9 protein-coding genes are annotated in these 14,286 nt (G+C 49.2%); 3 read left to right on the forward strand and 6 right to left on the reverse strand.

Annotated features, from left to right (window positions below):
• Positions 1 to 16 precede the first annotated feature (16 nt).
• The gene (locus tag ACFQ1T_RS00800) at positions 17 to 2,263 is read right to left on the reverse strand and encodes an EAL domain-containing protein (protein ID WP_379073414.1); all 2,247 of its coding nucleotides are present in this window, start codon (positions 2,261 to 2,263) and stop codon (positions 17 to 19) included.
• Between the two features lie 300 nt (positions 2,264 to 2,563).
• Here ACFQ1T_RS00800 and ACFQ1T_RS00805 point away from each other — a divergent pair, with 300 nt between their 5' ends.
• From ACFQ1T_RS00805 to ACFQ1T_RS00815, 3 genes are all read left to right on the forward strand, one after another.
• A complete protein-coding gene (locus ACFQ1T_RS00805) occupies positions 2,564 to 3,019 on the forward strand; it encodes a hypothetical protein (protein ID WP_275356524.1) in 456 nt (151 codons plus the stop codon).
• Between the two features lie 287 nt (positions 3,020 to 3,306).
• The gene (locus ACFQ1T_RS00810; protein WP_194749152.1) at positions 3,307 to 3,966 is read left to right on the forward strand and encodes a pyridoxamine 5'-phosphate oxidase family protein; all 660 of its coding nucleotides are present in this window, start codon (positions 3,307 to 3,309) and stop codon (positions 3,964 to 3,966) included.
• Positions 3,967 to 4,241: 275 nt separating this feature from the next.
• Positions 4,242 to 6,839 carry an EAL domain-containing protein gene (locus ACFQ1T_RS00815; RefSeq protein WP_379073415.1) on the forward strand — a complete coding sequence of 866 codons (2,598 nt, stop codon included), beginning with the start codon at positions 4,242 to 4,244 and terminating at the stop codon, positions 6,837 to 6,839.
• 60 nt (positions 6,840 to 6,899) lie between these two features.
• Here ACFQ1T_RS00815 and ACFQ1T_RS00820 read toward each other — a convergent pair whose 3' ends face one another.
• The 5 genes from ACFQ1T_RS00820 to ACFQ1T_RS00840 all read right to left on the reverse strand — a co-directional run bounded on the left by ACFQ1T_RS00820 (position 6,900) and on the right by ACFQ1T_RS00840 (position 14,244).
• Positions 6,900 to 8,372, reverse strand: coding sequence for a porin (locus tag ACFQ1T_RS00820; RefSeq protein WP_379073416.1), 1,473 nt, complete (start codon positions 8,370 to 8,372; stop codon positions 6,900 to 6,902).
• 173 nt (positions 8,373 to 8,545) lie between these two features.
• Positions 8,546 to 9,820: an OmpP1/FadL family transporter gene (locus ACFQ1T_RS00825; protein WP_313988519.1), complete on the reverse strand. Its 1,275-nt coding sequence runs from the start codon at positions 9,818 to 9,820 to the stop codon at positions 8,546 to 8,548.
• A 72-nt stretch (positions 9,821 to 9,892) separates the two neighbouring features.
• The gene (locus ACFQ1T_RS00830) at positions 9,893 to 11,968 is read right to left on the reverse strand and encodes a bifunctional diguanylate cyclase/phosphodiesterase (RefSeq protein ID WP_275356528.1); all 2,076 of its coding nucleotides are present in this window, start codon (positions 11,966 to 11,968) and stop codon (positions 9,893 to 9,895) included.
• Between the two features lie 6 nt (positions 11,969 to 11,974).
• Positions 11,975 to 12,514, reverse strand: coding sequence for a YfiR family protein (locus tag ACFQ1T_RS00835; RefSeq protein ID WP_194749156.1), 540 nt, complete (start codon positions 12,512 to 12,514; stop codon positions 11,975 to 11,977).
• Positions 12,515 to 12,738: 224 nt separating this feature from the next.
• Positions 12,739 to 14,244: a tetratricopeptide repeat protein gene (locus tag ACFQ1T_RS00840; protein ID WP_379073759.1), complete on the reverse strand. Its 1,506-nt coding sequence runs from the start codon at positions 14,242 to 14,244 to the stop codon at positions 12,739 to 12,741.
• Between the last annotated feature and the right edge of the window lie 42 nt (positions 14,245 to 14,286).

A 14,286-nucleotide genomic window follows, 5' to 3' on the forward strand; every position in this document is an offset into this window, starting at 1 on the left:
AACGATCTGATGCGATTCAATCTTGCTGAATGAGCGATTCTTTTACAGCAATCAGTGGATGCGGTTTTGCTCTTAAGTAACCTTGTGAGTAGTGACAGCCCATCTGCTTGAGCAGGGTTTCTTGATCCTGTGTTTCTACGCCCTCGGCAATCAGTTTGATATTGAGCTGATTGCCCATATAAATCATCGTTTTGCATAAGGCCTGATTTTTTTCATTTTCTGTCAGGCTGCTGATGAAGGATTTGTCGATTTTGACATAATCAATCATGAATTTATGCAGATAGGCGAGTGAGGAATAGCCCGTCCCAAAGTCGTCAATCGCCAGTTTAATCCCTGCATGATGCAGATTGTTGAGCATCGCCATTGTATTGACTGAGGAGTCCAGCAATAGCCGTTCGGTGATTTCAAAACAGAACTGTTCTCCGGGAATATGTTGTGCGTTGAGGGTGACGAGAAATTGCTCCAGGCTGGCAGGATGTGCAAATTGCAGGGACGAAATATTAATGCAGATTTCTACCTTGCCAAACTGTTGCTGGATCTGTTGCAGGTCTTGAATGATTTGTGCAAACACCCATTCGCCAAGCGCAATAATAAAATTATGTTCTTCTGCAATGGGGATAAACACGTCTGGCGGGATCATGCCCAGTTGCGGATGTTGCCAGCGTAACAAGGCCTCCAGTTTTTCACAGTGCAGATTACTCAAGCGAAAGATGGGCTGATAATGCAGTGACAGTTGCTGTTGGGGAATGGCCTCTTTAAGCGCCTCGATCAGTTGCATTTTGCGTGCAAACTCTTCATAAATGACCTGATTGAACAGCACACATTGATGTTTTCCTGACTTCTTGGCCTGATACAGCGCCTGGTCGGCAAACATAATCAGCTCGTCGGCATCTTGACCATGGTCGGGAAAAAGCGCCGCCCCTATACTCATAGACACGCTTACTGTTTTGGATTGAACCTCGAAGAGTGGCGACATTACTTGCAATAGTTTTTCACACAGAGCCTGTAGACCTGCTTGATCAATGCCTGGCAGCATCATCAAAAACTCATCTCCGCCAAAGCGGGCGGTGAGGCTGGGCGGTTGTATCATGCATTGTATGCGTGCGGCGACCTTGATCAGCACTTCGTCGCCAAAAGCATGCCCAGCCGTATCGTTAATCTGCTTAAAGTTATCGAGATCAATAATGATGACCCCTAGGGACTGCTTGGATTCGCGGGCCTGTTGCATGGCCTGGTCAATTTCATTTTTTAACTGAAAGCGGTTAGGGAGCTTGGTGAGAAAGTCGTGATTAGCCTGGAACCAAATCTCCTGCTGTGCGGCCACCGCCTGTTTTTTGCTGCTGCGGTAGACTTTTAGCAGTTGCAGAAACAAAAGCAAGGCAAGCACTCCCGGGACCGCAATCAGGTATTGTGTCCGCTCTGGCGCAGGCGAGGCTTTCCAGGTATTCATAATCTCGGGCGGATTGGTGCCAATCTGTTGTGTCGCTTTATTGAGTATGCTGACCAATGTTGGCAGATTTGCGTCTACCCCCATCCAGACGTCACTGGTGATAGCGGTGATGCCTACTTTCTTGATGTTCTGGATTTTATGCAAGTCGATGTGATAGTCCAGGACCAGCTCATTGCCAACGTAGGCATCGACATAGCCCGACTGCAAATCATCAAACGCCTCATCCGCGATATCAATCAGTTTGATTTTGATCGTGGGGACTTCATTTTTAAGTTTTTGTGCGACGGGGCCGCCCTTGAATACGGCAACCGTTTTGTCTGTGAGATCACGCAGGCTGATTTCATGATGTGCCAGAGGGTGATTAGCGGCCATATAAATGGCATTGACTGTGACCAGATAGGGTTGTTTGAGCAATTGAAAGCCGGCTGGCGGATTTTGACCACGTATCCCTGTCATGAGCGGCGCGTCAGCCGGGGTGAGGTTGTCATGATCGTTGACAATAACAAATGTTAAACCGGTGAGCTGGCTGATCTGCTCCAGATACTGGATGGAGACACCGGCATGGTTGTGATTTTCCAGCTGAAACTCTACGGGCATCCAGCCACTTTTCACTGCGACCTTGAGGCGTGGATTTTGCTGCAGCCAATCACGCTCTTGTGGTGTGAGTGCCAATGCATTTGATGGTTGGAACTCGCCTGGCAAAATTTCTTCTGCCTGTAGCATTGCTCCGCTAAAACCTATGCCTAGCATCAGACACAGGCGACCAAGAATATGGACGACCGAACATAGCCCTTTCACTCTGCGGCAAGCCATGATTCAACCCCCAATGGTTTTTGGATAATTTATCTGTAAATTGTATGTGACTATAACGGCGTGAAATGCAAAATATAAAGGCTTTTATACAGTTTTTTATATAACACTGTGAGTATGCGTTAAGTTAGACTATGATGGATAATGCGTGTTCGCGGAGGTGTCAAACTTCTGCCTACAATGGAAAGCACCTGTCATCAAAAATAAGTGAAGGACTGTTAGACTAATCATAACGGTGTTAACCGGTAAGGCTGCGCATGAGGGTGTGCATTGAATAAATAACTGGCTAAGGGAGTCCGGTGAATGAAAAAAATGGGTGTATTGCTGACAGCGATATTGCTGTTGGCTGGCTGTTCTGTAAACATGGTAAAGCTGGGCGTCTATAAAAATAAAGCGCAATTGATCGGTACGGATGGGGCGGTCTATACGGGAAGTATCATGATTAATGATATTAGTAACGATGGCGATATCGACTTCGACGACTCACCTTATGGCAAGCTTGCTGGCAAGTGGACCGCCACCAGTACGGTGGCCCCGGTGATCCGTACGGTGGATGCACAAAGTGCCTCTGATGCGGTGGTTCGTCGTGCCTATTCAGGCAAAAGCTTTTTAATTGCTAACCAAAAAGCCGTGCTTAATTGTGACTTTAAAATCAATATTGAGGGCGATGGCTTGCTCGGTAGCGTCTACGTGATTGGTGATGGAATCTGTGTGGATGATCAGAAGCGCAGTTTTCCTATCCAGTTTTTCAAGTCCTAACATCATCAAAAACGCATTAAAAAGCCACTCATTCACTGGGGCTTTTTGATGTTTGTGGCTCTGCGGTGAAACAGCATTAGGCATCACCTGCTTGAGCGCGCCTGTCTTTTCCCATCTGCGATGCTTGCCGGTTTTGTGCCTGTAGACATCGTTCCCCTTTCGTTGAAACCACTGTTCAGACCATACATAGTGCCGTTTAAATCAAGTATGATGCGCCAAACAAGCTAAGATAGCTGCAGTCAATGGATTGATTGCTGCAAACCTACGTTTAACCAATTGGGGGAGTTATGAGTCGCTTATTCGGAGAGATACATCGTCAGGTGCAAGATGCGCAGGGCACCAGAAAACTGGCTGACCGTATTGAGGAAATTGCCTGTAAAACTGAAATTGATGAGGATGCCAAGGGCTTTATTGAGTCACTGGATATGTTTTTCCTGTCTACGGTGGACCATAATGGCAGACCTACGGTGTCTTACAAAGGTGGTTTTCCTGGATTTGTCCGCGTGCTGGACAGCCAGACGCTGATGTTCCCGATCTACAATGGCAACGGTATGCAGCTGTCGGTAGGCAATATGGTGGGTAACGGCGAGGTAGGGCTGCTGTTTATTTCATTTGAGCGCCCGCATCGTATCCGCTTGCAGGGCGTCAGTGAGGTCTCAACCGATCCAGCTTTGTTGGCGCATTACAAAGAGGCTGAGTTTGTTGTCAAGGTAAGTTTGTCTGAGCTCTGGCAAAACTGTCCACGCTATATTCACCGCTATCAGCGCGAAAGTGCCTCGCGCTACGTCCCTTCTGCACAATGCGAAACCCCGTTGGCTGAATGGAAACGGTTGGAATTTGTGCAAGACGTGATCTCTGAAGCCGATGCACAAAAAGCACAACAAGCAGGCTTCATTCAGGTCGAAGACTGGATCGCCAGGATCAAGGCTGGCGCACCAGATGCTTAGTTCACACCAGACCTCATAAGGCTCTTATAGACTCTGCGAAAGCAGTATTCACTGGCCTCTCTCAGCAGAACGCAAATAGATTTGCGTTTTCTGATAGAGGCCTTTGCTATTTTCATGTATCTTTTCGGTGTACGATATGCATCATATTTCTCAAGATAAATAATTGTTCGACATAGAATTGTTATCAATCTATAAGGTGACCATCTCTATGGTGCCGCGGGGGTGGCGTCAACGTGATTCATCAGGGTGCAAAGAGATCTCTACGGTATTTCGCCATGCGAAAGGTGTCGATACTTGCTGGTTGCATGCTGTGCTTGATGGGCTTGATGCAGCCTGGTATCGGATGTGCAGAACAGACCATTACTGTTACCAGTGATGATAATTACCCGCCCTATTTGTTTAAGGACGCAAATGGCAATACGGTGGGCATTGTGGTGGATACCTGGAAGTTGTGGGAGCAAAAAACCGGGGTGAAGGTGACCTTGCTTGCCATGGTCTGGGAGCAGGCGCTACAGCAATTGTTGAGCGGGCATGCTGATGTGATCGAGATGATTTATCAGGATCCCGAACGTGAACAGCGCTTCAGTTTCAGTACCCCTTATGCCACGCTCCCGGTGGGCATTTATGCGCATAAAAGCATAGGTGGCCTGGCATCCTCCAGCCATCTGAGTGGCTTTACCGTCGGTGTGCAAAAAGGCGATGGCTGTATTTTTCACCTGAAGCAAGCCGGGGTTCAATCGTTTCGGCTATATAACAATTATGAAGAGATGATCACCGCCACGCTCAAGGGCGAAATCAAGATCCTGTGTATGGATGATTATCCGGCTAGCTATTATCTGTATCGCGCAAAGGCGGATCAAAAAGTACTGCGTGCTTTTACCCTTTATCACGGCGAGTTTCACCGGGCGGTAAAAAAGGGCAATGAGCCCATTCTGGCCTTGATTGAAAAAGGCATGGCGGCCATCACCCCGGCTGAAATGGCTGCGATTGAGGCACGATGGAAGGGCCGTCCCTTGCAGCAAGACCTCTATGAAGGGCAAGCGTTATGGATGTTGGCTGTGGCATTCATCGTTGCCGTGAGTTTGGTATTGCTGGTGTTTATGCTAAGACTCGCGGTGAAAAGAAAGACCGCTGAAATTGAAAGCAAGCGTGCCGAGCTGGAACTGGAGCGATTGCGTCTGACTGAAATCATTGATGCGACGCGTGCGGGCACCTGGGAGTGGAATGTACAAACCGGAGCGTGCCAGTTTAATCATCGCTGGGCAGAAATTCTGGGATATCAACTCGAAGATATCCAGCCTTTAGGCGTAGAGGCGCCAAAACGTCTGACGCATCCGGATGACTGGAAAATGGCCATGGCCTTGGTTGAACAGCACCTCAAAGGCGAGATTGCCTTTTATGAGTGCGATATCCGCATGCAACATAAAGACGGGCGCTGGTTGTGGATCGCGGATCGGGGGCGGCTGATTTCGCGTACAGCCGACGGGCAGCCGTGGATGATGCGCGGTACGCATATTGATATCACGGATAAGAAGCAGGCCGATGCTGCGATTTGGCAACAGGCCAATTATGATAGCCTGACCCAATTACCTAACCGCCATTATTTCAATCGCCACCTAAAAGAGGCGATTGCCGAGGCGGCAACCCAACAGCAAAAACTCAGCCTGTTGTTGCTCGACTTAGACCGCTTTAAAGAGGTCAATGATACGCTCGGTCACCGGCATGGGGATGAGTTGTTGATTGAGATCGGCCAACGGATACGCCAATGCTTGTATGATCATATGGAGGTGGCCAGGCTGGGCGGGGATGAGTTTGCCATTATTGCACCAGAGTCTGCCTGTGCCGATTTGCAAGCATTCGGCCAGCAGTTGATGCAGGAGATCTCTAAAGCCACCATTCTTGGCGGGGAGCGCGTCTATGTCACGGTCAGTATCGGCATCAGCCAGTATCCCGAGGATGCCATCAATGCTGAAGAAATGATACAGCATGCGGATCAGGCCATGTATGAGGCAAAAAGTCGGGGCCGTAATAACCTGCGTTTTTTCTCGCTAGCGATTAAAGAGGCCATGTCGCAACGCGTGATGTTGGCACGGGACCTGAAGGCGGCCCTTGAAAAGAATGAGTTGCGCGATTACTACCAGCCGATTGTGAGTTTGAACACGGGCAAGATCGTCAAAGCCGAAGCGCTGATGCGCTGGCAGCATCCTGAACGCGGACTGATCAGTCCGGCGCTCTTTATTCCCGTGGCCGAAGAAACGGGGGACATTGTTGCGATGGGTAATTGGATTTTTTCTCGGGCGGTCGCGCATGCGTCCAAATGGCAGCCGCTGGTGGGGGAGGCATTTGCCATTAGCGTCAACAAGTCTCCGGTGCAATTCGTTGACCCGCAACGCTTTCATCATGACTGGGGAAAAATCTTGCAGGATAACGCGCTGGCAGGCAAGCATCTGGTGGTTGAAATTACCGAAGGCTTGTTACTGAATCCCGACCCGGTCGTCGAGCAGCGCTTATTGTACTATCGCGACTTGGGGATTCAAGTTGCGATCGATGATTTTGGAACTGGCTATTCTTCGCTTTCTTACCTCAGTAAATTTGATATTGATTATTTGAAAATTGACCAGTCCTTTACCCGTAACCTGAATGCCGGCAATGAAAGTTATGTCTTGTGTGAGGCCATCATTGTCATGGCGCATAAGCTAGGCCTGAAAGTGATCGCTGAAGGGGTGGAGACCGCACTGCAGCGTGATTTGCTGATGGATATCCATTGTGATTTTGCCCAGGGATTTTTCTATTCCCCGCCTGTGCCTGCTGAGGCCTTTGAGCAAATGTTGGTGCAACAATCGCGGCAAGAAGCTGCGCTGCTGCAGGGTTAGTTTGCGCATATGAAAAAAGCCCAAGCTTTGCTTGGGCCTTTTTATGAACAAGCCGCGAACTTAGAACCGGAAACGTACACCGGCACCTACCGCCTTCACGTCCTGATACCAGGTCGAACGCGGAAACTTGTCCCCTGAAAAGTGGTTATTGGTGTAAGCAACATAGGTATCAAAACGCTTGTTGATCTTATAGTCAATCACTGAAGTCCAGGTGTCAATTTTACCTTGTGAGTTGGTAGAGACTGTTGGGCCGTCAATTGCATCAAACCGGGTTGCATAGTAACCCACAGAAGCTGTCAGACCTGCCAGCGCTGGGATGCGCTGCGAAAAGTCGTAGCTGGCACCAATGTAGTAGACATTGTTATCTTGTTTGTAACCTGGTTGTAATGCAGAGGTGGCGACGCCGCCAAATACGGTCTGGTCAAACAGTTTGCTGTATTTGATGGTCCGGTCTGATGAAGGCTTCAAGCGGTACCATTCCCAGCCGCCTGTGAATTTTATTTCCTTGTTCGGTGTCCATTTCAACGCGATCAAAGTGGCTTCCGTGTTATACAGGGACGCAGTAATGGTATCGTTGGCGGCTGGATTGCCAGCGGCGGCAGAGCCTGCCTTGACGGCATTGTTAAAGCCGTTAAAGGCAAACTGAACGCCAAATACGCTATTTTCAAAGCCCAGTTGACCGGTGTAGCCATAACCCTCGGAAGTGCCTGCGGTATTGCCAAACTGATACATGCCGGCGTAGTTGACCTTACCTAACCCTTCAACATCGTAAGTATTGCCATATTTCACCGTGTTTTTCATGCGGGAGTTTTCGGAGATGCCGCCACCGCCGCCAATCGTGCCGCTCTCACCCAAGGGCGAGAAGGTATCTGCCTTGCTATTCGGGTCATAAGGGTTGGTGATTTCAAAAAATGGGTTGTACTGGGTACCGTATGACACACGCCCCAGCTTGCCGCCATCAATCCCTACCCAGGCCTGACGCGCAAATAACTCACCGTTCATGGAGGAGTCCGCGCTGACGCTAGAGTTGGCATTGGTCCCGGAGTTGTCTGCCAGCGTCTGTGCCGCATCATGCAACTTCATATCAAGCGGGTTGAAGCCAGCTTCAAACTGGTACATGAATTTAAAGTCACGATCCCACATTTGTAGTTTGCCGACTTCGCCCTTGATGCCCAGACGGGAGGCTTGCAAACCACCATTGACCCACTCGGTTCTTGAGGTGGTTCTCGGTGTGATTTTTGCACCATTGTAAGGATAGAAGTTGTTAGGTAATTCGTAGTTCTCAGGCAACGAGTGGTTAACACTGGTGCGCGCAATATCGATGATGCCATACACTTGTACGTTCGATGGATGGTCTCCGACGTTGAAGTCCAGACGCAACGGGTTGTCATCATTCATGAAACGTGTCATGAACGAGCTTGGTGCCTGATCGTTTTGGTTGGCGGACGTTGTAGGCGTTTCTGCCTGGGCGGTCAGGGCCTGACCGATTGCGACTGGAAGTAATGCCAGTTTAAAAAAATGTCTGATGGTCATCTTAATCTCAATGTTTTATGCGATATTGCGGGTTGTCACAAGACAACGCATTCTCGTGCTGGCAAATGACGATTAGATGACATGCGGCTTACATGAAGCTTACGCCCGTCATAATTGACTTGTCACAAATGTGGGAGCTTGGTTGAGCGCTGCGTGCGCAGCACCCTTAAGCCTTAGAATTGGTGGTTAAACTGCAGGCTGAGAATATCAGCACTGCCATTGTATTGACCGGCCACCAGCCCCCTGCTTGGAGTAAGCGCCCGCTGGTCGTCATAGATACTGGCTTCTTGGATAAACAAATGTGCATAGCCAACATCCAGTTTTGTTTCATGGCTATATTGCCAGCTCGCGCCCAAAGACAGCCAGATACGGTCATTGCCAGGAATGCGGGGGGTTCTATGTTGCTTGTCTATGGCTTCTTGATCGTAAGCAATGCCGGTTTTGAGTTTGAGTGTGTCTGAGTAATGATAATTGAGCCCGACCGAATAACGTAAGGTATTATTCCAGTGTTCCTGCGTGGTCCCAATGGCAGTATTTGAGCCATTATCGCGCATGATGCTCAAGGCTTTGAACCGGCTCCAGCGTGTCCAGGTGATGTCTGTCAGTAGCTCCCATCGGTCGTCCAGTCGGCTGAAACTACTGAGCGAAAGCGTCTCAGGCAAGGATAAATCTGCTGTAATGTCGGCATTCAATGTGCTCGATGGACTCGCATTGGCCAACGTGAAAGGGGAGCGCGCTTCTCCCTTCAAGTGCTGGTCGACTTTTGAACGGAAAGCCAAGCCTAGCCGGGTATCGGGCGTGACTTGGTAAATGGCGCCCAGATTGTAGCCAAATCCCCAGTCGTCCCCCTTGGTTTTAATCGATGATTCTGCGGCCCCTAAATTCACTGCACTGGTCAGCTCTGCCTGTGCCCACATGGCAGACACGCCAAATCCCAATGACCACTGGTCATTAAGTTTCCAGGCCAGTGATGGGTTGATGTTGACGGTTTTAAGCTCGGATTTAATGGCTTGAAAGCGGCCAATCCAGTTGTTGTCGTATTCGGTTTTGAGCCCAAATGGGCTGCCAATACCGAGGCCGATTTTGAGTTGATCGTTAATGTCCTGCTTGTAATAAAGATTGGGAATCGCCGCAAAACTGCCCAAATTACCGCCTTCTCCATTTAGAGATGGATTTCTGGCTGCTTGACTACCTTGATTATCAAAATTTCCCCTGACATTAATCAGGTTAACTGCACCCACGATCTGACGCCCCTCCAGGTAAGTCATCCCAGCCGGGTTGAAGAAAATCGTACTGGCATCCTCTGCCACGGCAGCCGCTCCGGCAAAGGCATTCCCAAGCCCGCTGCCACTTTGTTCGGATAAGGCAAAGCCTGCTGCCTCAGTGACTTGATGGGTGCTGACCAAAGCCAGCCCCAGCCAGAAACTGGTAGATTTCAAACGTAACATGGATCCCCCTAAAACGACTTTTTTGATTTTTTTAAGCTTGATCACTACACTCATGCGGCGTGATCAACGGCATTAATTTTCTGCACTCGCAATTTTTCTGAACACTGCCGGAATGCTTTCCGGGAAGTCTGCCATAAACGTGGTGGTTTGGCTCGCAGATAAGGCCGCACTGAACAAGTAACCTTGCACATGATGGCAGAGTTTGTATTGCAGGTATTCAAACTGGATTGCGCTTTCCACGCCCTCTGCCACCACTTTTAAATTGAGGCTGACCGCTAACGCAACCAACGCGTCGACAATCGCGATATCGACTTTGTCATGCGGAATGCCCGCCGTAAATTGCTTGTCAATTTTTAAAATGTCTACCGGCAATTGTTTCAGGTAGTTCATTGACGAGTGGCCAATGCCAAAATCATCAATAGCAATGCCTATGCCTAACTGCTTCAGTGAGTAAAGGATTTGTTTGGCAGAATCAATATTACGCATGACCATGGATTCGGTAATTTCCAGGTTCAGGGTGCGTGGCGAAATGTGGTAAAAATCCAGCGCATGGCGGATAGTGTCTGACAGGCTATCGTCATCAATCTGGCGCGAAGAAATATTCACATTCATGAACAGATCCTGGTCAAACATCTCTTGCCACATGGCCAGTTGCTTGAGTGACTGGTGAATCACCCAGGCACCGATACTGATAATCAGGCCCGAGCCTTCTGCCAGATGGATAAACTGGTCAGGGCTAAGTAAACCTCTGGTTGGATGACGCCATCTGAGCAAGGCCTCAAAGCCGATGGTTTTCAACAGCTGTGTATGGATGATGGGCTGATAATAGAGCTCCAGCTCCTGATTTTGCAGCGCGAAGTGCAGCGCCTCACGCAGATTGCGTAGCTCGGAGGTATTGGCTTCATCCATTTCACTGTAAAAGCGATAGGTGTTGCGACCCGCGTCCTTGGCTTGATACAGCGCCACATCCGCGTTTTTCATCACTTCGGTTTTAGAGTCAAATCCGGCTCTCAATTGCGCAATGCCGATGCTGACCCCAATATTAATTTCATGGTCATCGACGATAAATTGGGCAGAAATCGTCTGGATAATCCGTTTGCAGACTTGCTCTATCGTTTGTCGGCCTGCGGCATCCAGCAGAATTGCAAACTCATCGCCACCCAGGCGGAAAATCGCATCCTTTTGTGCCAGGTTGCCGCGCAGGCGGTGCGCCACTTGCAGCAACAATTTGTCCCCGGTGTTATGGCCAAACGAATCATTGACGATTTTAAAGCGGTCCAAGTCTAACAACAGCAGGTACACATTGGCTGGGCCATTGGACGAAGCGGTGATTCTACGCGTAATGGCTTCTTCAAACGCGTGACGGTTCAGTAATTGGGTATTTTTGTCGTAGTGCGCCAGGAACTGCAATTTTTCTTCAATGACTTTGCGATGTTCCAGTTCGGTTTGTAGCTGTGCGTCACGCTGCCGGATGCTTTCCAGCATATTGTTGATGTCATGGCCTAGCATGCCGATTTCATCCTGACTGCGGATGCTGATGCGTTGGTCATAGTGATGGTTGCGAGTGATATTGCTGACAAAGCTTTGTAAGGCGTGAATCGGGTTGACGATATTGCGGTTAAGTCGCCAGATAATCAGACAGCCGACCAGCGCGGCTGCCAGTACCGCAATGGCGTTAGACCAGGCAAATCCAATCAGGACATCGACAATTTGCGCCTGCTTGATGGTTGCTTGCAAGGTGCCCACCGTTTTTTCATTCACCACGATAGGCGTCTCAACTTCCAGATCCTTGAAAAAAGGGTAGAGCCATTGCCAGACGGCAGTGGATTGTGGATGTTGCGGATAGAGTTGCTGGATCGCTTGTTGCTGCTGGTTAAAAATCGTGATGCTGCGGATATTCTGATTATCCGTCAGCGGTTCCAGTGTTTTGGTCAGTGAGTTGACCTCCCCAAACATGACCGCGGGTCCAATCGAAGTGGCCACGACCTGAGTTTGCACCAGTATGTCACGAATCATGTGGGTGCGCAGATTGTGATAATGGCTGCCAAATGCAAACACGATAAACACCAGAAACATACTCAAAGTCATCACCAGCTCGGTGAGCAGCAGTTTATGGGCAATCTTAAGGTGAGGCAGCAGTTTTAACATACAAAATCACTGAATAAGGTTAGTCGCCAGTTTCATCAAGCGGGAGTCGAACACGATGCCGGCCTGTTTGGCCGCGCCCAAACGCAGCATGAACTGATAGCGTTTGTCTAGCTCGCTGATTTCTACATGGCCAAACTCGGCAAACTTGTTGCCCTGATGGACAACCGTGAGCACGGACTCTTTTTGAATAATCTGCTGCAATTCTAACGGCTTTTGTGAGACGACATCTTGAATATATAGCAAATTACAGCGTTTCACATCGGCTTGTGTTTTCAGTGTCACCAAAAAAATCGGAGATTGTTGTAATTTTTGCGATTCCAGCGAGGTGGCCTTGAGATGGCCAATGTCTTCCTCAAACGCACATACCGTGTAAATCTCCTGGCGTGGGCGATAAGGCGTCTGACTCAACAGGGCCAGATTGTAGAGTAACTCACTTTTTGAGGTGCGTGCCTCTTCCACGCTGGCATGTGCTTGCTGGATAAAGCAGGGGTAAAGCAGGAGAAGCAGCAAGCGTGGAAAAAAACAAGACTGGCGCGCTGAAATCATCTTGATCTGACTCCAAAAGGGTGAGGGATCTGATCGAACGGTTTAGATTAAAATGGGTTGCGGGCCAGTTTTAAGGCATTGCCATGACCAGCTTACCGTCTGATGCAATGCCTATCATACCTTGCGGCCAGCTATCTATAATCAGCAAAATTGATAAATTCTGTATCGGTTTGATAAATTCATCAAACTAAAGGATTTTTTCTGGCTTGTGAACCTGCAGGAGATTAATAGTCACTACGTGTGAAGCCGGTTGGCGTCGCGGGTTTTAAATCAAAGGCAATGCAAATGCGCTCTGCGTCTGCCTGAAACGGGATCGTTCTATGAAAGAGCGAGGAGGGAAACAGCACAATATCTCCAATCGCCGGCTTGATATAACGTGTTGGAAACCGATCATGCAATTGCGGGTATTGGTCGCCATGCGTGCCATATTCAAAGGCGCCTTCCTTTTCATCCTCAGTCTTCGGCATGGCCAGGTAAACCGCGCCGCTGATCCAGCCGATTTCATGGATATGCGCATCCAGATGCCCGCCTGTTTGCATCTTGACATACCATGAGCTGGTGAACTCCAGTGCTGAGGGGAAATGGGTAATTAAGGCACAGTCCGCATGTTTATAGTGTTCGTGGTATGAGCGAAACTCTCGCTTGACGATTTCGCCCAGTGCCCTGAACGAAGCTTCCGCACGTTTGAATAAGTTGCCAGCAGACTGTTTGCCGTGAGTGAGCCGCGCTTGTTTGCGTTCAGCAATATCTGCTTGCGCGATATCGTTCAATAACTGTGTGAGCAAGGGGCTGCCAGGGGCCAGCTCAGGCAGGCTGCGGTGATAGACAAACGAAAAGCCATCCGGGCAAAACTGGTAAGGGTCGGGCTCGCCATGATTGATGCTGTAGTGCGTAGAGAGGGTGGCGATAAACGGTGCCGTGTGCGGGCCTTGCGCAAGCATTGCATCGCGACGTTGTTTAAAAACCTCAAATTGTTCGGCGCGATATAAACAATACAAGACTCTGGCTTGCCAGTCTTCCAGTTGCGATGTCTCAAAGTAAGGGATCGCTTCTTCGAAGCGCTTGGCCAAATATAGAAACTCGCCCATGTTGTAATTGGCTGCAGCATGTTGGGGATTGCGCTGCAAGGCTTGCTGATAGCAGTTGACCGCCCGTGTCATATCGCCCTGATCGCGCCAGGTTTCCCCCAGATTGTTATAGGCATCCGTGTAATTTGGGAACAAATCGATGGCACGCTCATAGCTTTGTACGGCGGCTTGCAAGTCGCCTTGATCTCGTAGCACGGTGCCCAGATTAAAATGACCGCGTGCATCTTGCGGCTGGATGCGCAAGCCGCGCTGATAACTGGCGACAGCTTCGTCCAGCCGGCCTTGCTTTTGCAATATCGTGCCCAGATTGCCGTGGGCTTCAAAAAATTGCGGATTCAAGGCAATGGCTTGGGCATAAGCTTGCTCCGCGGCAACCAGGTCATTCAGATGTGTTTTAACAATCGCATAGTTGAACCAAAGCTCAGGGACTTTCGGGTTTAGGTTTAAAGCATGTTGGTAAGCCTCAGCCGCTTGCGGGTAGGCTTGCTGTTGATCGAATGCTAGCGCCAGCAAATGATGCAAGATAAATTCGCGAGGATGTTGCGCCACTAAAGGGCGAGCACGTTGAATCACTGCCTCGAATTGGCCGCGATTCAGTTGCTGTATTAATGCATTGATCTCTTGTGAGAGTGGAATAGCCATCATGAAAAATTCCCAATATAGTTACAATTTTGTAACAGATAT

The sequence above is a fragment of the Methylophilus glucosoxydans genome, assembly GCF_042676145.1.
GTDB lineage: Bacteria > Pseudomonadota > Gammaproteobacteria > Burkholderiales > Methylophilaceae > Methylophilus > Methylophilus glucosoxydans.